General features: G+C 37.7%; 19 protein-coding genes and 2 pseudogenes. 18 read left to right on the top strand and 3 right to left on the bottom strand.

Annotated features, from left to right (window positions below):
• Positions 1-52: 52 nt before the first annotated feature.
• The 3 genes from AC04Q4_RS05645 to AC04Q4_RS05635 all read left to right on the top strand — a co-directional run bounded on the left by AC04Q4_RS05645 (position 53) and on the right by AC04Q4_RS05635 (position 4,259).
• Positions 53-280, top strand: a complete 228-nt coding sequence (locus AC04Q4_RS05645) for a hypothetical protein (RefSeq protein ID WP_173738471.1) — start codon at positions 53-55, stop codon at positions 278-280.
• Positions 267-3,161 (top strand): transporter substrate-binding domain-containing protein, encoded by a 2,895-nt coding sequence (locus AC04Q4_RS05640; RefSeq protein ID WP_173738472.1) that lies wholly within the window; start codon positions 267-269, stop codon positions 3,159-3,161. The genes AC04Q4_RS05645 and AC04Q4_RS05640 overlap by 14 nt, the downstream gene beginning before the upstream one ends.
• Positions 3,162-3,476: 315 nt before the next feature.
• Positions 3,477-4,259 carry a ZIP family metal transporter gene (locus AC04Q4_RS05635; protein ID WP_476388657.1) on the top strand — a complete coding sequence of 261 codons (783 nt, stop codon included), beginning with the start codon at positions 3,477-3,479 and terminating at the stop codon, positions 4,257-4,259.
• Between the two features lie 411 nt (positions 4,260-4,670).
• Here AC04Q4_RS05635 and AC04Q4_RS05630 read toward each other — a convergent pair.
• A pseudogene (locus AC04Q4_RS05630) lies at positions 4,671-6,320 on the bottom strand (IS1634 family transposase); the annotation flags it as partial.
• A 44-nt stretch (positions 6,321-6,364) separates the two neighbouring features.
• Between AC04Q4_RS05630 and AC04Q4_RS05625 the strand changes: the two are divergent.
• The 15 genes and pseudogenes from AC04Q4_RS05625 (at position 6,365) to AC04Q4_RS05555 (ending at position 19,601) form a co-directional block, all read left to right on the top strand.
• Positions 6,365-6,541 carry a hypothetical protein gene (locus AC04Q4_RS05625; protein ID WP_005426617.1) on the top strand — a complete coding sequence of 59 codons (177 nt, stop codon included), beginning with the start codon at positions 6,365-6,367 and terminating at the stop codon, positions 6,539-6,541.
• A gap of 23 nt (positions 6,542-6,564) precedes the next feature.
• Complete coding sequence (locus AC04Q4_RS05620; protein ID WP_476388656.1) at positions 6,565-7,131, top strand: AAA family ATPase; 567 nt, start codon at positions 6,565-6,567, stop codon at positions 7,129-7,131.
• A complete protein-coding gene (locus tag AC04Q4_RS05615; RefSeq protein WP_476388655.1) occupies positions 7,128-7,697 on the top strand; it encodes a CHC2 zinc finger domain-containing protein in 570 nt (189 codons plus the stop codon). Before AC04Q4_RS05620 ends, AC04Q4_RS05615 begins: the two co-directional genes overlap by 4 nt.
• Positions 7,606-9,039 carry a VapE domain-containing protein gene (locus AC04Q4_RS05610; protein ID WP_476388654.1) on the top strand — a complete coding sequence of 478 codons (1,434 nt, stop codon included), beginning with the start codon at positions 7,606-7,608 and terminating at the stop codon, positions 9,037-9,039. The genes AC04Q4_RS05615 and AC04Q4_RS05610 overlap by 92 nt, the downstream gene beginning before the upstream one ends.
• Before the next feature lie 338 nt (positions 9,040-9,377).
• Positions 9,378-9,494 carry a transposon-encoded TnpW family protein gene (locus tag AC04Q4_RS05605; RefSeq protein ID WP_476389084.1) on the top strand — a complete coding sequence of 39 codons (117 nt, stop codon included), beginning with the start codon at positions 9,378-9,380 and terminating at the stop codon, positions 9,492-9,494.
• A 103-nt stretch (positions 9,495-9,597) separates the two neighbouring features.
• Complete coding sequence (locus AC04Q4_RS05600) at positions 9,598-9,921, top strand: LPS biosynthesis protein (protein ID WP_119235664.1); 324 nt, start codon at positions 9,598-9,600, stop codon at positions 9,919-9,921.
• Between the two features lie 34 nt (positions 9,922-9,955).
• The gene (locus tag AC04Q4_RS05595) at positions 9,956-10,399 is read left to right on the top strand and encodes a GNAT family N-acetyltransferase (protein WP_476388653.1); all 444 of its coding nucleotides are present in this window, start codon (positions 9,956-9,958) and stop codon (positions 10,397-10,399) included.
• 51 nt (positions 10,400-10,450) lie between these two features.
• Positions 10,451-10,855, top strand: coding sequence for an LptM family lipoprotein (locus tag AC04Q4_RS05590; RefSeq protein WP_119235663.1), 405 nt, complete (start codon positions 10,451-10,453; stop codon positions 10,853-10,855).
• A 51-nt stretch (positions 10,856-10,906) separates the two neighbouring features.
• Entirely contained in the window at positions 10,907-11,302 is a 396-nt protein-coding gene (locus AC04Q4_RS05585) for a DUF6483 family protein (protein ID WP_005337294.1), read from the top strand.
• A gap of 54 nt (positions 11,303-11,356) precedes the next feature.
• Complete coding sequence (locus AC04Q4_RS05580; RefSeq protein WP_243873897.1) at positions 11,357-11,719, top strand: DUF3784 domain-containing protein; 363 nt, start codon at positions 11,357-11,359, stop codon at positions 11,717-11,719.
• Positions 11,659-14,097 (top strand): annotated as a pseudogene (locus tag AC04Q4_RS05575) (LPD16 domain-containing protein). The gene AC04Q4_RS05580 and the pseudogene AC04Q4_RS05575 overlap by 61 nt, the downstream one beginning before the upstream one ends.
• Positions 14,094-14,339, top strand: coding sequence for a transposon-transfer assisting family protein (locus tag AC04Q4_RS05570; protein WP_476388652.1), 246 nt, complete (start codon positions 14,094-14,096; stop codon positions 14,337-14,339). Before AC04Q4_RS05575 ends, AC04Q4_RS05570 begins: the two are co-directional and overlap by 4 nt.
• A gap of 727 nt (positions 14,340-15,066) precedes the next feature.
• Complete coding sequence (locus AC04Q4_RS05565) at positions 15,067-17,169, top strand: penicillin-binding transpeptidase domain-containing protein (protein ID WP_476388651.1); 2,103 nt, start codon at positions 15,067-15,069, stop codon at positions 17,167-17,169.
• 40 nt (positions 17,170-17,209) lie between these two features.
• On the top strand, positions 17,210-18,367 hold the full coding sequence (locus tag AC04Q4_RS05560) for a DUF6070 family protein (RefSeq protein WP_476388650.1): 1,158 nt from the start codon (positions 17,210-17,212) through the stop codon (positions 18,365-18,367).
• Positions 18,354-19,601 carry a DUF6070 family protein gene (locus tag AC04Q4_RS05555; RefSeq protein ID WP_476388649.1) on the top strand — a complete coding sequence of 416 codons (1,248 nt, stop codon included), beginning with the start codon at positions 18,354-18,356 and terminating at the stop codon, positions 19,599-19,601. Before AC04Q4_RS05560 ends, AC04Q4_RS05555 begins: the two co-directional genes overlap by 14 nt.
• A 27-nt stretch (positions 19,602-19,628) precedes the next feature.
• Here AC04Q4_RS05555 and AC04Q4_RS05550 read toward each other — a convergent pair whose 3' ends face one another.
• A complete protein-coding gene (locus tag AC04Q4_RS05550; protein WP_021650354.1) occupies positions 19,629-21,425 on the bottom strand; it encodes a BlaR1 family beta-lactam sensor/signal transducer in 1,797 nt (598 codons plus the stop codon).
• 10 nt (positions 21,426-21,435) lie between these two features.
• Complete coding sequence (locus AC04Q4_RS05545) at positions 21,436-21,810, bottom strand: BlaI/MecI/CopY family transcriptional regulator (RefSeq protein ID WP_092073165.1); 375 nt, start codon at positions 21,808-21,810, stop codon at positions 21,436-21,438.
• Between the last annotated feature and the right edge of the window lie 35 nt (positions 21,811-21,845).

Raw genomic sequence — 21,845 nt, 5'->3', positions numbered from 1 at the left:
ATATAGAGTATCCCCATGCAAATATTGCAAGATTAATCTTAGCAGGAATATAGTGCCAGGGAACATGTATCAGCTTAAACGTCATATTGCAATGACAGAGGCTCTCAGTGGTATGTATGATAAAATGTACTATATTGAGCTGAGGGAAAATTTTATAAAAAGTATCTCGTCAACAGATCCAGTCCAGGAAGTATCCTATCAATCCATTATGCGTCAGATTACAGGGTATCTGATGCCAGTTATGATGAGTTTTGGAGAAAAGAACAATGTACAAAAGTAGAAAAAAATCAGTCATATTATGTGCAGTTATATTTGTGATCCTGGTAATTTGGATGATGTTGTCAGTACATTGCCGGGCTGCTGAGACGAATAATGATGAAAAGCTGTCACAGACGGCAGTACAAAATGAATCAACACAACAGAAGATTATCCGTGTCGGTTCATTTGAGGATACCTTCAATTATGTCGATAAAAACGGTATCAGACGAGGATTTGGCTATGAACTTATGCAGGCTCTGGCAGGCTATACCGGATGGAAATTTGAGTATGTGAAATGTGACTGGTCCAACTGTTTTGATAAGCTTGAAAACGGTGAGATTGATGTCATGGGAGATATCTCTTACACTGATGAACGTGCAGAAAAGATGCTTTTTTCAGAGGAACCAATGGGAGAGGAAAAATATATTCTTTATGCTGATTTGTCAGATATGGATATTGTGTCCTCTGATTTCAGGTCTCTGGATGGGAAACGTGCAGGTGTGCTATTAGGTACAGAGCCGGAAATTATGCTGACAGAGTGGGAGAATAAGAATGGTATACATACAGAGCATGTAAATGTGTACAATAATGATGATGTCGAAAAGAAATTAGCGAATCATGAGATAGACTGTTTTGTATCCTTGGAGGAATCTATCTGGTCTGAACAGGGAATATCATCTGTTACCAGTATTGGTAAATCAGGCATATATTTTGTAATAAACAAAGAGCGCAGCGATATCAAGACGGAGTTGGACCGGGCTATGCGTCAGTTGGAACAAGACAGTCCTTTTTTTCAGGCAGACCTGTATAAGAAGTATTTTACCCTTGACTATAATCAGATTCTTACAGGTGAAGAAAAATCCTGGCTGAAAGAACATGGTGACATCAGGATAGGATTTTTAAACAATGATCCGGCAATCTTTTGCATGGATGAAGAGACTGGAAAACTCACCGGTACGCTGGCAGAATATATCTCCTATGCCAAAGACTGTCTGGGAAATCAGATACTGGAATATAATATACGGACGTATGATAAATATGACGAAATGCTTCAGGCACTGCAGGATCGTGAGATTGACATGATTTTTTATGCCGGCAGAAATCCCGATTTTGTAGAAGAAAAAGGATGTGCACTTACAAATACAGCCTGGACCTACAGTCTGATGGCAGTAACTGATGAGAAAAATTTTGACGAAAATGATGTGTATACAGTAGCTGTGCCCAAGGAAAAAGATGCCTTAAAACAGCATATTGCTTTCAGTTATCCCCAATGGAAGCTTGTAGATTATGATTCGCTTGATGATGCGGCAGATATGGTCATTAATGAAAAAGCAGATTGTTTCCTCATGGGAGCAAGTCAGGCGATGATATATGATAACGATCAGAATTTCAAGAGTGTTCCGCTTACAAAAACAATGGAGGCATGTTTTGCAGTAAGAGGTGGAGAAGCAGCTCTTTTGTCGATACTGAATAAAACTTTGAAGACCATGCCGTCTGATATGCTTACAAGTGCACTTGCTATCTATGACAGTACAGCAGATAAGGTGACATTTTTTGATTTTGTAAAAGACAATATGCTTGTTTTTTTTGTCACAGCCGGGTTTTTTGCACTCAGCATAATTGGCATTATCCTTATATTTTTAAGAAGGGCAAGAAAAGCTGAAGCTGTTGCAAAGCTTGCGGCAAATGACACACAAAAGCTCAATGATAAGCTGGAGATTGCTCTGAAAAAAGCAGAGAATGCCAGTCTTGCCAAGACCAATTTCCTGAATAACATGTCTCATGATATTCGCACACCAATGAATGTTATACTGGGATATAATCAGTTGATGAAGGAAGATCTGACAGATTCGAAGCTGCTTGATTACCAGAAAAAAATAGAGCAGTCAGGAAAGCTTTTGTTATCCATTATCAACAATGTTCTTGATATGGCTCGCATTGAGAGCGGAAAGATGGAAATTGATGAGAATATTGAAAGAATGGGTGATATACTGGAAGAAATTTGTGGAGTGTTCGAATCTGTCGCAAAAGAAAAAAACATACAAATTAAGAGTGAAATATGCGTAACACATAAGAATGTAGTGTGTGATGGAACAAAAGTCAGAGAAATTGTGATCAATCTTGTAAGCAATGCACTCAAATATACTCCGGATGGTGGAATTGTGACGATTAAAGTACATGAGCTTCCGGGAGATAAAGAGGGGTATGTAAAGATAAAAACAGAAGTGGCTGACACGGGGATTGGTATGAGCAAAGATTATATCCCAACCATATTTGATTCATTTAGTCGTGAACGTAGCACGACAATTGGAAAAATCGGCGGGACAGGACTTGGTATGTCTATCGTGAAGCGAATGGTCGATATGATGGGTGGAACGATTGAAGTGAACAGTGAACTTGGAAAGGGAAGTTGCTTTACTGTGATTCTTCAACACAGACTTGCTGATGATAGATATTATGAGAAAAAATCAAGTCCAAAACAAGCTGTATCAAAAGCAGTGTTAAAGGGAAAACGAATTTTATTTGCAGAGGATAATGATCTGAATGCAGAGATTACAACAACTATTTTAGAGAATGAAGGGCTGCTGGCTGACCGGGTGGCAGATGGTGTACAATGTGTGGACAAGATTGATCGGATGCCTGCCGGGACATATGATCTGATTCTTATGGATATTCAGATGCCGAATATGGATGGATATCAGGCAACAAAACTGATCCGTCAGTTTGCTGATAAAGAAAAGGCTGATATTCCAATTATTGCAATGACAGCAAATGCATTTGAAGAGGATAAGAGAAATGCACTTGCAGCAGGAATGAATGGTCATATGGCAAAGCCAATTCACGTTGATAAGCTGTTACTTACCTTGGCGGAAAGTATAAGGGAACAAGAAAAGGAAAGATAAAAATGCAGTTGAGTTTGTTCCTTTTTGAGTAAAATATTAAAACATTGTGAAAGAATTCTATTGTTATATGATTTCGTAAGTGATATACTTAAACACAAGAAGAAACCGTGTGAAATTACAGAGTGCTTTTTGCACGGTTTTTTTACATACGGAAGTTAGTTGCTACTAACAAAAGAGCCGGTATGAAGGATTATAGCATAATAGATTTTAGGAAATATAATCAACAAGATATAGAACTGTAACTATACTGCCAAAAAAGATTACCATTGTCATATATATGAAGTATATATTCGTTTACAAAGAAAGGAAAAAGTAATGCAAATGAATATTTTTGAAGGTATACTGATTCCGTTTGTTGGAACAACGCTAGGGGCAGCATGTGTGTTTTTTATGAGAAAAACACTTTGTAAATCAGTGCAACGTGCACTTGCAGGGTTTGCAGCAGGCATAATGGTTGCTGCTTCAATCTGGAGTCTTCTGATTCCGGCTATCAAACAATCTGAGGATATGGGAACATTATCATTTGTTCCGGCAGCTGTTGGGTTCTGGATTGGTATATTGTTTTTACTTGCACTCGATCATTTGATTCCTCATCTTCATGTTGGAAGTGATCAGGCAGAAGGACCAAAAAGCAAGCTTGGCCGTACTACAATGATGGTGCTGGCAGTAACACTGCATAACATCCCTGAAGGTATGGCAGTCGGTGTAATGTATGCAGGATTTCTTGCTGAAAATGCACAGATTACAGCAACAAGTGCTCTCGCTTTATCAATTGGAATTGCCATTCAGAATTTTCCTGAAGGAGCAATTATATCCATGCCGCTTAGGGCAGAGGGAGAAAGTAAGGGAAAGGCATTTCTCGGAGGTGTACTTTCAGGAGTGGTTGAACCGATTGGAGCAGTACTGACGATTATTGCTGCACAGTTGGTAATCCCGGCATTACCTTATTTACTGAGTTTTGCAGCAGGAGCCATGTTATATGTCGTGGTTGAAGAATTAATTCCAGAAATGTCGCAGGGACAGCACTCGAATATTGGTACGCTTTTCTTTGCACTTGGATTTAGCTTGATGATGATCCTGGATGTAGCACTGGGGTGACAGGAGCAAACTGATTTTTATGAGAACTCGCATATACCATATCAGAAAGTACAGGATCTGCATTTGTGGCAACTATGCCATCTTGTCATGGTGGCGCCGATTGCAGATGCATATTATAAATCAGACTGTCCGGGAAAAAACAAGGATTTTGCAGATATCAGAAGCCAGCCAGAAGGCTGGAAAATCGGCTAAGGAGGAAGGACAAAATTATTTGGTATGGTTATGCAGAAAGGAAAACAAATCAGAAGAGTGCCAGGTCGATTTGATTAATGCTGTAAAACAGCCAGATGCAGATCTGAGCAGTTATGATCCCATCTTTGAAAGTTGTAAGGTAACAAAGCGGCTACAAACCCAGTAAATATGGGCATTGTAGCCGTTTTTCTCTTTGCAGTGATATGTACTATATTTTTCTTATTTTAATTTTATCTGTTTTGTATCCTTGATGAGAGTTCGCATATCTGCTTTAGTAATAAATTCGTAATCCGTTCTAAAACCAAATGTTTTATGTAATGCATCAGTTAATTCGGTTCTTGTATAAGAGGGAATATATCCACTCGCTTTACTTAGAAGTGTCACTTGCATAGAACGTAAAGTTTCCAGTATCTGCTCCGTTGTATAAATATTTCCGAGTTTCTTTTCCAGTAAACGGTAGAGTAGAAGGCTGATATAGCAAGTCATGAAATGAGCCTTTATCCTGTCTTCTCTTCTGACATATACCGGTCTTGCTTCGAATTCTGTTTTCATGATCCGAAAGTTTTCTTCGATTTCCCAGTGTTGTTTGTTGATCTTTATGATCTCTGAAACATCTCCTTCCAGGTTTGTGATAACTGCATAAAACCCATCATACATTTCTTACTTCTGAATCTGTTCTTCATCAAGATCATAAACTTGTTTTTTAGAAACCTCTCCATTAGCAGTAACGGAAGTCTTTTTTACAAACTGCATAGGATCATTTTGGTTTTCCCCTTTTCTTTTGCGTCCAGGTGTTGTGATTATCTGTTCAGCCCGTTTAATCTGTCGGGCACGGATTTTTCTTTGGTAGGCTTTGTACTTAGGGGAATAAGTAACAATTAAATCACCTGTAACAATCGGCATTTCCTTGTAGTAGATTGTGTTATAAACTTCTTCATCCGATTCGTCCAGTGTACGGATATCTATAAATTCATCGGATCCAATTTTGCGGAACTGAGTTGTGTTCAGAGCAATCTCACGATCTTCCTTTTTCATTTTTTTCAAAGAATGTGTGATGATATAAGCTCGGTTTCCTAAAGAATTGAATCTCCGATTACCTGTGCTTCCAAGTCCCGAATCAGAACAGTATATAAACTCGCTACAGTTAAAATCCTGAAGGATTTTAGACTCTAAAGGTTTTAAAGTTGTTTGTTTGTTCTGGTTACCTGAAAAGATATCAAAGGCAAGAGGGAGACCGTCTGCATTCATAAATAATCCCATAGTTACTATTGGATTAGGGCGATTTTCTTTATTTTTACCATAACGCCGAAGACTATCTTCTTCTTCAAGTTCAAAGTAATAATTCGTACAGTCATAATAAAGAACACGATTATTTCTTGGATGGAGGAAGTTTGAATTTTTATAAAGTTCACTCTGTATGAAATCAGATTCTCCTGCAATCACCGAAAGAGAACGATAAATATCCTGGAGACTGTATTTAGGTGGCTCCAACAAAGACTGGCAGTATTCATAGCTGGCCAGTTTACTGGCAGGGGAAAGAATTCTAGCATAGACGAGATCTGTGAGTATCGCATTCAGATCATATTTAAATTTATGCCTGCTTTTGATTGTCCTGCAGACTTTATCTAAGCGGAGCTGAGTGCACAGTTGCTGAAGGAACAGATAACCTACATTGAAAGAACGACGTTCATTCATAGGGATAGTTGCAGCTTTGGAAAATTCCACAGATACTTTTCCGGTATGCTGCTTATAAAGTTCAGTTTCTTTAGCCGCCTGTTCTTTTGCCCATGTCATAAGTTTGGATTCATTGCCATCAAACTGTTTCAGAAGAGCATTGTACTTCCCAAGTTTTTTATAAATACATGAAGAGTGTACAATCAAAAGTTACATGCCATACTTGGAGGAATAGATTAATGCTGAAAGTGAGACTGATGGGAACAAAAAATGATATTGCATGGTTTCAGAAAATCCTGCAGCGTCATCCTAAAATTGAAGTTATGGAATTATCGGAACTTTATTCCAATAAAGGGACGAGCAAATATTATAGAGCTTATGCTGAAATTGAAAAAAGTAATGTAAATAAAAAATAATAGAAAAACAGGAGAATTATATCATGTGCAAAATAATCGCAATCGCAAATCAAAAAGGTGGAGTAGCAAAGACTACAACCACTATTAATCTTGGAGTAGGACTGTCTAAGGTTGGAAAACGTGTAATGCTGATAGATGCTGATCCACAGGGACATTTGACAATGGGACTTGGTTTTCCAAAGAACTTAAGGGTAACATTGAAAACAATGATGGAAAATATCATTATGGGATTAGAATTTGATCCCAGGGAAGCAATTTTACACCATGAGGAAGGAATAGATGTAATTCCATCTAATAAACTTCTTTCGGGAATGGACATGTCATTATTTACGGTAGAGGACAGAGAAAAAGTCTTAAAAGAATATCTGGAATTTTTGGAAAATGATTATGACTATATCCTGATTGATTGTATGCCCTCGTTGGGAATGATGACAATTAATGCGTTAAGTGCGGCTGATAGCGTTTTGATTCCGGTGCAGCCTCAATACTATGCGGCAGATGGCCTCATGGAATTACTGAAAGTTGTGAAAGGCATTCATCAGAGATTTAATCCTGATTTACAGATTGAAAGCCTAACAGGAGTGGGATGATCTGTTGCATTTTCCATAATGATAAATCACCCAGTATGAAAGTTGACCGGAGATATTACTGCTTTGGATGTGGCTGCACCGGGGATGCGATAGATTTTACGGCACAGTTATTTGGATTTGGATTAAAAGAAGCAGCACAGAAGCTGGCAGATGATTTTGGAATTATTTATGCCGACCGGATTGATGGTTTTAAGAAAAAGCCAATATCTGTGAAGAAGCCGGAACCAACACCGGAAGAAAAATGGCAGTCAGAGTATCAGCGGTGTCTGAGAGCATATCTGGATTACCGGAGTCTGCTGGTGGACTGGAAAGTGCAGTATGCACCGAAGAACCGAGAGGAAGGATGGGACAAAAGGTTTATGACCGCATTAAGGGAACTGACCACAGTGGAGTATTATCTGGATATTCTGCTGTTTGGAGATCAGGCAGAGAAAGAAGCACTGGTCAATGAAAAAAGGAAGGAGGTAGAGAGAATTGAGCGATACAAAGATAAAGGAGATTGTGACAAAGGAGCAGAAAGATGCCATACAAGAAATGTTAAAAACCGTAGACCAGGAAGAGATTAAAAAAGTCCGGGATATGCTTGAGCTGACACAGAAAGGAACGGTCAAAGCAACCGTGGATAATTATATACTTGTACTGAGATATGATCCGTATATCCGGGAGAGCCTGAAATACAACAAGCTGACTGGGCGGATTGATATTGTAAAGATCCTCTGGTGGAACGATGAGATCTGCAAGCTGGATGATGATGCCAGAACGTATTATTACTATTTTTTTGAACGCTATTACAGTCTTCGCAGTGAAAACTGCATGGATAAAGCAATGAGGATGGAAGCAAAAAGCCGGGCTTACCACCCAATCTGCGAATATCTGGAAGAATTGGAATGGGACGGTCAGGAACGGATTCGATATGTCCTGCAACGGTATATGGGAGCAGATGCTTCGGACTTTGTGTATGAGGTAATGAAGCATTTCCTTATGGAAGCGTTGAGCAGGATTTACCGTCCCGGATGCAAAGCGGATGAAATGCTCTGTCTGGTCGGTCAGCAGGGAGCCGGAAAATCTACTTTTTTCCGCTTCCTTGCCTTAAAGGATGACTGGTTTTCCGATGACTTACGCAATCTTGGCGACAATAAAGTCTATGAATATCTGCGGGGACACTGGATCATAGAAATGCCAGAGATGATTGCTACGATCAGTGCAAAGAACAATGAAGAAATCAAATCATTCCTGACCAGACAGAAAGATTCTTACCGTGATCCATATGCAGTCTATGGGGAAGACCGGAAGCGTCAGTGTGCTTTTGCCGGATCAACAAACACAAGGCAGTTCATTCCCTTTGACCGTACAGGGTCAAGACGTTTCCTGCCGATTGCCATAGACAGCAGTAAGGCAGAGAAACATATCCTTGATGATGAGGAAGAAGCAAGAGCATATTTTGACCAGTTGTGGGCAGAAGCGATGGTGCTCTACTGGACAACGGAGAATAAAAACAGTCTGTTAAAATTTTCAAAAGAGATGGAGAAAGAGATTGAGGAATATAGGAAACAGTTCACGCAGGAAGATACCATGGCAGGAACGATTCAGGGATGGCTGGATGCCTACAAAGGAACCCATGCATGCTCGGTGCAAATCTGGAAAGAAGCATTTGACCATTTTGACCGGGAACCAAAGAAATTTGAAACCAATGAGATCTGCTCGATCATGGATACCCAGATCACAGGTTGGAAGAGAGCCGGGATTCACAGATTTGAAAAGCAAGGTTATGGCAGACAGCGGAGCTGGATTCGGGAAGGAACAGAGGATGAGAGTGTCAACGAACCGGATAAAGATGGATTTACGAAGCTGACAAAGGCAGAACAACTCGAACTTCCATTTGACCTGCCCGACAGAGAGAAAGGCTGATTTTGGCACCTGAAGGCTGTCGATTTACCCGGAAATGTATTGCTTGTTGACATTCTTGTTGACAGCCGAAACCCTTATATTTACTGGTGATTTTGCTGTTTTTACCAATTGTCAACAAAGATATTCAAAAAACTCTTGGGATGTATTTGGAGGATAGGAAAAAACATCCCATAAGAAGTTTGAAAACCCATGTTGACATTTACGTTGACAGTTTATAGATAAACTTCCGGCAGGGACAATACGAACCTCTCTCTGTCGGGCATATAACAGAAAGGAATTTGATGATTATGGAAAAAATGATGAATACAGCGACATAGGGACACACTTTTACAAAGAAGATCGGACAGACGGTATATGTTGTCCGCTATCACTTTAATGAAGATGAGAAAGAAACCATGCAGGAGAAGATTAATCGGATGCTGATGACAGAAGTGAGCAGAGTGGAAGTGCAATGAAAATAGATAGATGTAATTGTAGGAGAAGTGTGATATTATGTGATTAACAAATCGGAATTTATCAGAAAATGAGGAATAGTTGAAATGGAGGCGCTATAATAACATGAAGATTGAAGGGAACCAGAAAGAACTGGATGCAATGGTAGAATTTCATAAGGGAAACCGTGTCGAGGGACTGAGACTGCAAGAAGAATTTGCAGCGGAATTTCGTAAGGAGTATAAAGACAAAGATCACTGTCCTTGCCTGAAAGTCTGTCGTTATCACGGAAACTGTAAGGAATGTGTAGCAATCCACAGAGCGCATCAGGAACATGTTCCTAATTGTATGCGACCATTGATTAATAAAAAATTGAAATTGATGTCAGAATTAACAGAGCATACCTTGGCAAATGAAATAGAAGCTCCACATGAGATTTTAAGAAAATAGGCAAGTCAAATTCAAGTTTGACGGAGTAATAAATATGAAAATCCGAGAAGTGAATGAGAATAAAAAGCAATTTATAGCATTATTGTTATTAGCTGATGAGCAGGAAAATATGATTGATCACTATCTTGAAAAAGGTACTATGTATGTACTTGAAGATGGTAATGTAAAAGCTGAATGTGTCGTTACTGATGAAGATAATGGAATACTTGAAATTAAAAATATTGCAGTTGATCCTCAGAATCAAGGACAGGGCTATGGGAAAGCATTGATTGACTTCCTTTCAAGTAAATATGCAGATGAATATTCTATTTTGCAGGTTGGAACAGGTGACAGCCCGTTGACCGTACCGTTTTATGAAAAATGCGGATTTGTCCGATCTCACAATATTCCGAATTTCTTTACGGACAATTATGACCACTCAATTTATGAGTGTGGTGTACAGTTAATAGATATGGTATATTTGCAAAGATGTTTATAACTTCCAGTTTTTGAAACTGAGAAATCGGAATTGATGGGGGTAGTGTGAATTATGAAAAAGATTGTATGTGCAATGCTATGTATTCTGCTTGTATTTAGTTTGAGTGCTTGTGGTGGAAGTGTTAATGAAGTAAACACGCATAATGTAGAATCTGAAATATATTCTGAAGAGGATATTGCAGCTGCTATTGACACCATAAAAAAAGAGTTTAAGAGCAACTGGAATGGATGTACTCTTACAGAAATTTATTATGCAGGGGATGACAGCTCTAAAGACCATCAAGATTGGGCAGATAGGAACAATGCAGATGAAGTCATTGTTTTGCTATCTTCATTCGATATTGATTCATCTGGAGGAGATGGTTCTCTGAATCCAAATAGTACATACAATGATTGGAAGTGGATTTTAGTTAGAACAAATGGCGGACAATGGCAACATGTTGACCATGGATATTAAAATAAATTCCAGTTTTTGAAACAGAGAAATCGGTAGTTATGGAGGTGAAAAATGTATTTCACAGACGAAAAAGACTATATTATGCGAATGATAAAAGAAATGGTAAGAGTATTATTTTCTTTAATGTTTGGGAAAAAGTATGTTTCTGTTGAACTTGAAAAAGAAAATAAATATGAAGTATCAGGGAAAAATTTGAAAGATTTTCTTGATATGATTGATTCTGGGAAAATTAACGAAGCAGAGAATATACTTTTAGATAGCATTGATTATACAGACAGAAATGAGGTAATGGCAGCAGCTCTTTTCTACCAATACCTTAGTGAGAAGGATAGTGAGTTTTTGAAAAATAATAATTATACAAAAGAAGAAGTGATGTCTGGTTTTAAGCAATTACTTATGCAGTCAGGATATACTGATTTGCTATGTTTGGTCAAAGCTGAAGAGTAATGTAGAAAATTCAAAGAGATAAGAGTGATTGGCTGAAAGGAGAAATTGTATTATATGTTCTATATTGTTTTTGACTTTATGATGGCAGTGATTATGTTTTTGTTTGGAATGTGGTTTTATAAATCAGAAGGAAAAGCTGCTAAATTCTTGTCGGGTTATAATATGAAATCAGCGGATGAACGAAAGAAATACGATGAGAATGCTATGTGTAAGGCATATGGAAAAAGAATGATGTTTATGTCAGTTCCTTTTATTATTGGAATAATCATAGATATCCAATATCAAGGAATAGGCTGTTGGATCGCATGGGGGATATGGCTTATTATGTTTGTTTTGTTGCTTATTGATAGACATATCTGGATTCCAGAAAGTTCAACATTGATTGTAAGAAAGCTATTGAAGAAGCAATCGTATTAAATTTTGATGGACTGCATTTAAAGGAAGATGCCGCAAGACAAGTGCTGGAACAGTTTGGGAAAGAGCGTATGACGTTTGTTATAGCGAATACGCTCCGGGAACTTTCCTATGATGGCAGATTTTCCAGACAGAACAAAGACTGGGCAGAACATATCGAAATTCCGGAAAATATCAATCAGGGAAAGAATCTGAATCAGGATTATGTGATAGAAAGCCATCCAGCGGTGTTGGACGGATTTATTGACATGGCAAGAGCAGAGATTCGGATGCAGAAGATTGAACAGGCATTAGATGAAGCGGAAGTCACCATTACAGCAGATACTAGAGGATTTGAAGCAGACGGACATGATGGAACCTGGCATACAGTAGATGAAAAAGAGTATGCAGGAGAGAAGTTCTTCTTCATGGAGCATGATGAGTATGGTTCAGATGTGGCAGGGATTATCGTATCGGAACATGGTCAGCTTGTAGCCGAAGATCTCCGGAATGGGTATGATGCAGGAGCATTGGAAGCTATTTCAGAATATCTGCAGGAGAAAGGGATTTCTGTGGAAGGACTTATGCCGGAAATAGAGCCGGATGAACTTGCATATAAGATTGACGATAAGTATTTTGCAATCCAGAGAACAGAGGAAGGATATGATTATACCTTTTATGCTTTGGATTACGATGAGATTGACGGTGGTGTTTATGACAATCCTGATATTTCTATGCGACAGGCAATAGAAGATATTCTGGAGGACGAAGATGTGTCCCTGGAAAATGCGGTTTACGTTGATTATGAAGATTTAATGGCAGAAGTGGAAGAAGCGAATGAACGACAGATGCAGCTTACACAGTTATTAAAGAACTGTCCTCCAAGTATTTTTGAGGACTATGACCGGGAAAAGGCAGTAGATACCTGTGAGGGAATTGCAATGCAGTTTACCAAGAGCAAAGGGTATCTGACCGTACAGGAAACGGAAGAAGGCTATTTTTACATTTTCTATGATTCTGATCTGCATGAAATCAATGCGGGCGATTACGATAATCCAGATATATCTGTTCAGAAGGCTACTTATGAAATCTTGAAAAGTGAAAGAATGGATGATATGGAGTGCGTCAAAGTGGATTACAAGGAATTTGAAGCAATGACCATCCAACATTCCAAAGACTTACTACAGGCAGGTGAACTTCGTGCGACTTCTGAGATTGGAAGAGATGAGGTTGCATTAAATGGTCTTAGCAGGGCAGAAGTGGAACGGGGTGTCTTGTATCACGCACAGGGTATTCTGGAAGATATGGGATTAGAAAATGAAGTAGAGCTGCTTGCAGCAAGGGTGCATGGTTCTAGAAGCAGAGAGGAACTTTACAGAGGTGATTCTGACCTTGATGTGGTGCTTTCTTATCGTGGCAATATCCGGGAGGACAGTTTCTTCAATGAATTAAATGCTCATGGCATCGCAATGGCAGGTATTAAGGTGGACATCAATCCTATTGCCGAAGAAAGAATCACTCTGGCAGAATATATGAAGGAAGCAGATGCTTACCTTGATCAGCAGGAGATCAAAAAGCTGGCGGTGGATTTAGATAATTTCAGCTATGAATATGACACTTACGATTATAAAGATACCGTTGAGAACAGGGAAGAACAGGTGGAGAAAATCACAGAGGACATTTTGAATCAGAAAACAGGGTGTTTAAAGGACTGGCTGGTTGAAGTATCGGAAGAATCTGATATAGACAGTGATGTGATAACTGCCCGGTCATTACTTTCCCGCCTGGAAAATGCAGAAACCTTTTCTATCTTTACCAGACAATCAGAACAGGAACAGCCGGAAGCTACGATTACTTTTTATGTGGCAGAGTGTATGGAGTTTCCGGTCATGGGAGAATACCATAATAATCTTACTCTGGAAGAAGCGATTAAGATTTATGAAAGTATTCCGGCAGATCGACTGCATGGAGGCAAAGGGATTGGTTTTGACCTGTAGGACGGGGATAAGGATTATTCTGGAGAGTACGAACTGATGTGTTGGGACAGAGTAGACAGGGAACTGATAGATATGATTCCTCATTATAAGGAAAGTCCATTGGTACAGAAAGCAATTAACGATATGGAAAAGTATCTGAATGAGAAACATGGAAAAGTGCAGGAAGCAGAACAGACTGTGGAAGTGAAACAGGAAGTTTCAGAAGCACCAGTCAAGAAAGAATCCGTATCAGTGGAAGAGAACCAGACACAAAAGAAAGAGCCGGCAAAGGGCGAAAGAGGGGAATTGAAAAAATCTGTGCTGCAGTCGTTGAAAGAGTTTCAGGCAAGGGCAAAAGCACAGGAACAGAAAAATAAAGAAGTAGAAAAATCCAAAGCACATAAGAAGGGGGATGTAGAATTATGATGGATCTGGCAATGAACTTTGATACAGATGAATGTTTAGTAACGGCAATGTTTGATAAAGGAAACAGAAATGACACAATGGAAGCTATTGACCATATCATTCCATTTCTGAAAGGGGATGCGGATATGATCGGGCTTGTCTGCAATACCATAAGAAAGCTGTTCTGCATGAGTGATGAAGGCTATGAGACTTTTCTTATGGACTTGGAAGATTATAAATCGGAACTGGAAGAGGGGGAATGAATTCAAGCCAGAGTGCAGTATAGCAGGTGAAAGATGAGAAGCGAAGGAAAAAGTGTCAGCATTGAGAAGTGTTAACAGGTATATATTGGAAGAATTCAGCCAGGGAAACTCTGGCTGATATAAAAACACATCTGCAGAAACAGTGACTGAAGAAATTTTGAGTAGTGGAATTGGGAAGAAGTATTTAGATACTATAATAAAGAGATTAGCTGGCTTGTATATTGACAGAGAGGACATAGTAAACAGATTTGCGTTATTATCAGGGATTGTAGGGAGATTCCGAAGAGCTTTTGTTCAGATGATGAAACAATAGGATTGGTACAGGAAATATATGGAACAAAAGTTAATAAAAGGATTTGTTGCGTTTTCCGCTATAATAATCTGCCAGCAAAGAATGTGTTGCCTGAATATGTTTGTGATTATAAGAAACGAGCAGGGTTATTTCAAAGATCTGCAGATTTAGAGTAGTTCTTTTTTTCTGAGAGAAAAATTAAAAATCGTTTTTGGTTCTTCTGGAGAGTGATTATAGCGTTTGGAAAACATCCGGAGAAACCATTACCTCAGGGTGTCGGTAAAGTTCTTTATCAAAGAGGGCTTTGAGATGCCCTTTCTTTTTTTTCCAAATCTTTCCTCTTGTTTACATATATAAACCTAAGAAAAAACTTGACGTTTAAATATTACAAGTGTAATATTTAAGAAAATACGAAAAAAGGAGAAATAAAACTATATGAGAAAAACGAAAAGAAAAAAACACACGAAGACTATCACAAAAATAGTTTTATTTAGCGGTATATTGATTGGTGGTGGAATCGGTATTGTAACAATAATGAATTGTAATGTTCCTGAAAAAAGACTAATGGAATATATGAAATATATTGAAAAAGGGGAATATGAGCAAATGTATGCCATGCTGGATCAGAAAAAAAGCAGCATGAACAGTAAGGAAGAATTTATAGAACGAAATTCTAAAATATATGAAGGCATTGAGATGTCTGATCTGTCCATAACCGATATTACAGTAAAAAGACAAGAAAACGGAAATGCGGCAGTTTCCTATACAACAAATATGCAGACTGCTGCAGGAAATGTAGAATTTACCAACGATGCGGTATTTTCACATGATTGGACAGGATATCATTTAATCTGGCAGGATCAGTTGATTTTTCCAGAGTTATCTGCAACGGATAAAGTTCAGGTAACGTCAGAAGAGGCAAAGAGAGGAGATATTTTAGACAGAAATGGTCGTCAGTTGGCTGGAGAGGGAACTGCATCTTCGGTAGGAATTATTCCGGGCAGGATGGAGAACAGAGAAGATACAATAAAAAAACTGGCAGAGTATCTTGGAATTGGAGCAGACGAAATTGAGGATAAGTTAAAAGCCGGTTGGGTAAAAGCAGATTCTTTTGTACCAGTAGCAACAATTCCTAAAATACAAGAGGTCGATCTTTTGACAGTGAATCCGGATAAAACTGTTCTGGAAGAAAAAGAAAAGCAGGACACATTATTGAAGATTCCAGGTATTATGTTATCTGATGTAAAAGTACGAACTTATTATCTAAAAGAAGCTGCCTCTCATCTGGTAGGGTATGTACAGGCGGTTACAGCCGAAGATTTGCAGGAACATAAAGGGGAAGGGTATCGTACAAACAGTGTGATTGGAAAGACTGGACTGGAAACGCTTTATGAAAAAGAACTAAAAGGAACAGATGGGTGTGAAATCTGTATTGTAGATGCAAATGGAAATAAAAAAAGTGTTATTGCATATGAGCCTAGAAAAGATGGAGAAGATATCCATACTACGATTGATGGTGATCTTCAAAGTACTCTTTATGAACAATTTAAAGAAGACAGAGGATGTTCTGTAGCTTTGAATCCTTATACAGGGGAAGTATTGGCGTTGGTAAGTACGCCATCTTATGATAATAATGATTTTGTACGTGGAATGGACAACAGCCAGTGGAGTGCATTAAATGAAAATGAAGACAGGCCTTTATACAACCGCTTTCGCCAGACATGGTGTCCTGGCTCAACTTTTAAACCTGTAATTGCTGCAATTGGATTAAAAGTGGGGGCATTTACTGCAAATGACGATTTTGGAAATGAGGGTCTGGCGTGGCAGAAAGATTCCTCGTGGGGAGATTATACAGTGACTACACTTCATGATTATGAACCTGTGATCTTGAAAAATGCGCTTATTTATTCAGATAATATTTATTTTGCAAAAGCAGCATTAAAAATTGGTGCAGATCAACTGATGCAGTCTCTAAATCAAATAGGATTTAATCAGGAACTTCCATTTGATATTAAAATGTCAGAGTCCCAATATTCTAATATGGACAAGATAGAAACAGAAATCCAGCTTGCTGACAGTGGGTATGGACAGGGACAGATTCTGGTAAATCCTTTGCATCTTGCAAGCATTTATACGGCTTTTCTAAATGATGGAAATATGATAAAGCCATATCTTCACGCGGATGGTGGAAGCACTTCCAGTGAAATCTGGATAAAAGATGCTTTTTCACCACAAATTGTTTCGGAGGTTATGGAGGGGTTAGAGGGTGTAGTGAATAACCCGGAAGGAACTGGTTATGGAGCATGCCGGGAAGACATTAGATTAGCAGGAAAAACCGGAACAGCGGAACTGAAAGCTACAAAAGAAGATACATCTGGAACAGAAATTGGCTGGTTTACAGTTTTTACTACAGATAGAGATACAAAGAATCCTATTTTGCTCATCAGTATGGTAGAGAATGTGAAAGATATTGGAGGAAGCGGTTATGTGGTGGAAAAGGATAAGGCGATACTGGATGAATATCTTGGTAATGAATAATTTTTACCTTTAAATATTACAAATGTAAGAGGAAAATGATATGAAAAAAATTTGGAAAATATTTGTGGGAGTTATTTTTCTTGCTGTCTGTAGTGGATGTGGCATAAAGAAAGAGCAGAAAAAGACAATTGAAGATACGAAAGAAAAAATTTACAGAGAGTGTGAAATGCTGGCAGAAGACTATCAGAGCATATATGAGAATGCTGCGAAAGAAAATGCACTATATGAGTTGAGTACAATACAAAAAAGTATGGATTATTTTGGAAAATATGGATATGCAGTAATTGATTCCTACAATCAGCTGGATATGGTTCAAAGTATTAAAGTAGATGATTTTTTGAAAAAAGCAGAAAAAGAGAAAAATGGAAAAACTACTATATTTCAAGTTATAGCAGGGGATCATTTTATTCGGTATGATCTGAAAACCAAACAGGGGAAAATAGACGTTGAAGTAAGCTCTTTTAAATGGAAAGAGGATACTTGGCAGGAAACATATTATCATGAGTTTAGAGCTAATTCATGGAAATATACAGAAAACGGGCATTTCTTTATAGAAGAATATCATCCGGCAGGATATGATGGACCGTCTGGATATCGGGACTTTCGGGTAGCACCGTTAAATAAAAAATGTCGGGAGTTGAATCGAAAATATATACTTCCTTTTGGATATACACTTAATAAATTGTTTACTTCTAATTGGAGTGAAAAAAATTATGATGGAATAAATTTTTATGATGTTTTTGATCGTTTACTTTCAATGGAAGAAAAAACTGATGAATTTAAGGAAGGAAAGACTTATGAAATCCCAAAAGAATCATTTGAAACGATATTTCAAAAATATTTTAATATAAGCGCAGAGATACTGCAGACAGGAACGGTATTTCACACAGAAATACAGACATATCGGTATCGAACCAGAGGAATCGTATATGATTTTGCTCCCACACCATATATTCCATATCCGGAAGTTGTTTCCTACATAGAAAATCAAGATGGAACAATAACACTGGAAGTAAATGCGGTATGGCCACAAAAAGAATTAGATCAGGCGTTTTGTCATAGCGTAACCATTCGGCTGTTAGATAAAGATAGATTTCAATATGTATCCAATTATGTATCAAGGTCAGAAATAGAGGTTACCTGGTATACAGAAAGATTATCAGACGAAAAGTGGGAGGAATGTTATGGAGATAATTGATATGATTACAAAAAGAAAACTGAAAAAGATGATGAGCGTTTTATTTATTTCGGGATGCTTTTTCATAGGAAATACAAAATGTAAAGGGGCTGATTTAGAATATATTTCACAGGAAACTGCGAATTATGCTGTACAAGAAAGAGGATATGATTTGCCAGTAGATGAAGTCGTGAAAGAAGAAGCTATTGAAGATTGTAAGAATGTTATGAATCAGATGAAAGTCATTTATCAAAAGGCGGATAAAGGGACTTCATTGAATATAGTAGTTTCTGAGACAGTAATGGAAGAAATGCAGGAAGTATTAAAGGAAAAAAATGTCCCCGTTATTACATCAGCACCGTATTCAAATATGGCTAATTATTCTAAAATGGAAGAATTTCTTTTCAGGGCAGAACAGGATCTGACAGGAGATATCGTCTTATATAGGATTAACAGGGATGGTGGGATAGAAAGACTCAAATTCAATTATGATGGGACAGATATGTATTTGCTGGCTGTGAAAGCTGTTTGGGGTATGAACGACAATCCATCTATTGTATATGTTTCGTATACAAGGATAGAAGAATGGAAATATACAGAAAAAGGCTGGTTTGGTTATACGCTATGCGTTCCAAAGTATCCGGAAGTATCAGAAGCGGTTGATGGCAGTTCTATGATAAGAATTAAACCTTTAAGTGATGCATGCAGGGAAGTTTCAAAGAGGTGTGTGTATTTGCTTGGATATCAGGGGAATAATCTTTTATGTTCTGATTGGGATAGATCTGATATGGAAGGGTTAGATTATAATGGTTTATATGAATATTTATATCGAATGAAATACGGGGAGAGATATGAGTTTTCAGGTAACTCAAGTGGAATTCCGGCAGAAGAGTTTGAAAATCTGATAATGGAGTTTTTGCCGATAACAGCAGATCAAATTAAAAAATGGGCAGTATTTGATTCTGAACATCAAACTTATGACTGGGAACGATTAGGCTGTTTAAATTATAGCCCTACTTATTTTGGAACATCTTTACCGGAGGTCGTTGAAATAAGAGATAGCGGAGAGGGAAACAGTGTGTTGGTTGTTGATGCTGTATGTGATACATTTATATGTAATGATGCCGTTATTACAAGTGAGCTGACTGTTAAGTTCAACGATGATAAGAGTTTTAAATATATGGGGAATAAAATTCTGAATAATGGTACGAAAGAAGTTCCCAAATATCAATATAGAATAAAAAGAAAGAACTGATAACAACTATCAGCCCTTTCATATTTGTTAATTCCATATATGTAATTTTTTTAAGATATCAGAAGTGATTTCAAATGCTTTTTTGCCAGTTGCATTAGAATCACTTTGGATATTGGTTGCAAAATAATAGCTGTTATCGGAAGTTTCTACATATCCGATAAACCAGCCGTTGATATCCTGTCCGTTGACACGACCGGTTCCAGTTTTTCCGTAGAAATTACCATTAGGTGTACTGGCAATTTTTATAGCATTTTTAACAGAAAATACATTTTGGGAATTTAGATGGAATTCATTTGTGTTAAATTTTTTCAATAATGTTACTTGCTCTAAAGGCGAGATTTTTAATGAAAAATCGGACCAGTATAAATCCAGATTTGAACTGGTTGTCTGGTTTCCATATTCTATTTTATTCAAAAATTCCTGGACTCTGTTAATTCCGAGCTGCGAATCAATTGCCTGGAAATACCAGTTAACGGAATTTTGCATAGCAGAGTTTAAATCTTGATCAGCTTCCCAGGATGGAAAAGGAAAGGCATCACCATTCCATGTCATGGAAGAGTGTTCTGGTGTGATGATTCCGGATTCCAACCCTAATAATGCATCGTATATTTTGTAGGTAGACTCTGGCGGAATACGTTTGGTGGCTTCTTCAAGATCGTATATTTTCCAGGAATCCAAATTATTGTCATACAAAACAAATGATCCATCATATGTTCCAAATGTTTCGGATATATCTAACAGGGAGATATTTTTGTCTGTATCACTAAAATGATATACGCTTTGAGTAGAGGCATCAATGGATAAAATGGGTGTACATCCAATAAAAACAGCACTAATGACCAGATAAATTATCAATGCTCTCATTTTTTGATAAAGAGTTTCTTTCCTAAAAACGGCGATGTTGAGAATACGTCGTTTCATCTGCCTGAAATTTCCGGACATTCCAACTGCCAGTGGAGAGGAAAAAGAGGATATTTTTTCTGCAAAATTAATCAGTGTAGTTCCATAAGCTTGGTATTCATCAGCAGAAATCATCTGCAATACAGCAGAATCACAGGCTATTTCACGGTCACAGAGAATTTCTTTTAAAGTGTACCAAACAAAAGGGTTAAACCAGTAGAGTATATTACTTATGACCATGAGGAAGCCAATAAATGTATCTTTGTGACGGTAATGCTGTAATTCGTGTAGCAGCATAAAACGCATATCATCAGGATTCAGTTCGGAAATTAAATGGATGGGAATGTAAATTCTGGGATGTATTATTCCGATTAAAACTGGTGATTTTAAAAATGCAGTACTGTAGACTGATACTGGGTGAGAGATTTTAAGTTCCTTTAAACAATTGTAATAAATAGTTTTTACCTGCTGATTTTGAAGCGGGAGAGCAGATCTTTTTATGGAACGTACATAGTTTAATGAATGAAGGGTGAGGACTGACATAATCATAACACCCGTTATCCATATTAGAAAGAGTATGGTATTCAAGCCTCCAGAAAATTGACTACTGATGGAAACTGAAAAATCATTCACCTGGTTTAACAAAATATTTTGTGTATTACTGGTAAGTTCGGATAGCGTGTCGGTACCAGAGTTAAGTCCTGAGTCAGTTTGAAAAAAATGTAACCATGAAAAAAGTTGTGAGCCATGAATCTGTACAGGAAAAAATGGCACGGCAAGTAGTAAAAATAAAAGAAAACAGAGATGGTACTGTGTAGCCGCAGATAAATATTTTTTCAGAAGTTTTTTTGTTCCGATTATTACAAGTGTAAAAATACATATGAAGATATTACTGATTAAAAAGTGGATAATCCAGTTGCTCATTCAAAACCTCCTATTTCTGATGTTTTGATAATAAATGGCGTAAGTTATCAATTTCTGTTGAAGAGAGCTTATCGTCTTCAAGGTAAGAAGCCAGCATAGAAGAAAGATTTCCATTATAATATCGCTTTAAAAAAGAATTGCTTTCCTGGCGTATATATTCATCTTCTTGGACTAATGGAGTATAGACAAATACCCGGCTTTGTTTTTCGTAGGAAAGAGCTTTTTTGGAAACAAGTCTCTTGATAAGAGTTTGAATTGTTTTTGGACTCCAGCTGGTAGTTAGAGTAAGTTTTTCTGTAATTTCATTTGTATTGATGGGAGCATATTTCCATACAATTTTCATAACTTCAAATTCGGCTTCTGAAATTTGGGGTAGTGACATAATAAAATCCTCCTGCTAAATCCTACATATGTAATAAA

The organism is Blautia sp. HA8986 (assembly GCF_056504635.1).
Note: the sequence above shows the minus strand (reverse complement) of the source record. Positions and strands in the feature narration are given on the sequence as shown.

Coding starts and splice junctions, on each gene's coding strand:
- AC04Q4_RS05640 (WP_173738472.1), top strand. CDS start 267: ATGTACAAAAGTAGAAAAAAATCAGTCATATTATGTGCAGTTATATTT.
- AC04Q4_RS05635 (WP_476388657.1), top strand. CDS start 3,477: ATGCAAATGAATATTTTTGAAGGTATACTGATTCCGTTTGTTGGAACA.
- AC04Q4_RS05625 (WP_005426617.1), top strand. CDS start 6,365: ATGCTGAAAGTGAGACTGATGGGAACAAAAAATGATATTGCATGGTTT.
- AC04Q4_RS05620 (WP_476388656.1), top strand. CDS start 6,565: ATGTGCAAAATAATCGCAATCGCAAATCAAAAAGGTGGAGTAGCAAAG.
- AC04Q4_RS05615 (WP_476388655.1), top strand. CDS start 7,128: ATGATCTGTTGCATTTTCCATAATGATAAATCACCCAGTATGAAAGTT.
- AC04Q4_RS05600 (WP_119235664.1), top strand. CDS start 9,598: ATGAAGATTGAAGGGAACCAGAAAGAACTGGATGCAATGGTAGAATTT.
- AC04Q4_RS05595 (WP_476388653.1), top strand. CDS start 9,956: ATGAAAATCCGAGAAGTGAATGAGAATAAAAAGCAATTTATAGCATTA.
- AC04Q4_RS05590 (WP_119235663.1), top strand. CDS start 10,451: ATGAAAAAGATTGTATGTGCAATGCTATGTATTCTGCTTGTATTTAGT.
- AC04Q4_RS05585 (WP_005337294.1), top strand. CDS start 10,907: ATGTATTTCACAGACGAAAAAGACTATATTATGCGAATGATAAAAGAA.
- AC04Q4_RS05580 (WP_243873897.1), top strand. CDS start 11,357: ATGTTCTATATTGTTTTTGACTTTATGATGGCAGTGATTATGTTTTTG.
- AC04Q4_RS05570 (WP_476388652.1), top strand. CDS start 14,094: ATGATGGATCTGGCAATGAACTTTGATACAGATGAATGTTTAGTAACG.
- AC04Q4_RS05565 (WP_476388651.1), top strand. CDS start 15,067: ATGAGAAAAACGAAAAGAAAAAAACACACGAAGACTATCACAAAAATA.
- AC04Q4_RS05560 (WP_476388650.1), top strand. CDS start 17,210: ATGAAAAAAATTTGGAAAATATTTGTGGGAGTTATTTTTCTTGCTGTC.
- AC04Q4_RS05555 (WP_476388649.1), top strand. CDS start 18,354: ATGGAGATAATTGATATGATTACAAAAAGAAAACTGAAAAAGATGATG.
- AC04Q4_RS05550 (WP_021650354.1), bottom strand. CDS start 21,425: ATGAGCAACTGGATTATCCACTTTTTAATCAGTAATATCTTCATATGT.